Here is a 443-nt window from a genome sequence, read left to right on the forward strand (position 1 = left end):
GGTAATAATACCGCCCTATCACAGTTGCAGGGCAGTACGTAATATCCCAACTCCAGACTTCATTTGGCCCAGTGGCCGTATATCCCTTCGGTTTCTTCGTACCATTTTTGGGCTTGTCTCGCCCCCTGTGAGCCAGTTGATTATGTGCTTTGAGCACACGATAAAAGCTGGACTCAGAAGCAATATATTGCCCTTTATCCGCTAGCCTTGGTACGATTTGGCTGGGTGGAAGGTCCGCATATTCGGGCTCGTTACAGATATTGATAATGCTCTGTCGCTCGGTTTCTGACAACTTATTCTTTGGCTCAGGTCTAATAGCTGACTGTCTTTTGTCCTGTGTAACGCCACCATCTTCAATCCAGCGTTGTAAGGTCCGAAGCGATAAGCCTATTAGCTCACAGGCTTTCACTCTTCTGGCTCCAGCACTAACGGCTTCATCAATC

Annotated in this window: 1 protein-coding gene; it reads right to left on the reverse strand. The window is 47.9% G+C overall.

All coding sequences use genetic code 11. The features are described from left to right. Window positions 1–443: helix-turn-helix domain-containing protein (locus A3766_RS11000; RefSeq protein ID WP_231882887.1), on the reverse strand; the 443-nt coding region annotated here is incomplete at both ends.

The organism is Oleiphilus sp. HI0132 (assembly GCF_001635845.1).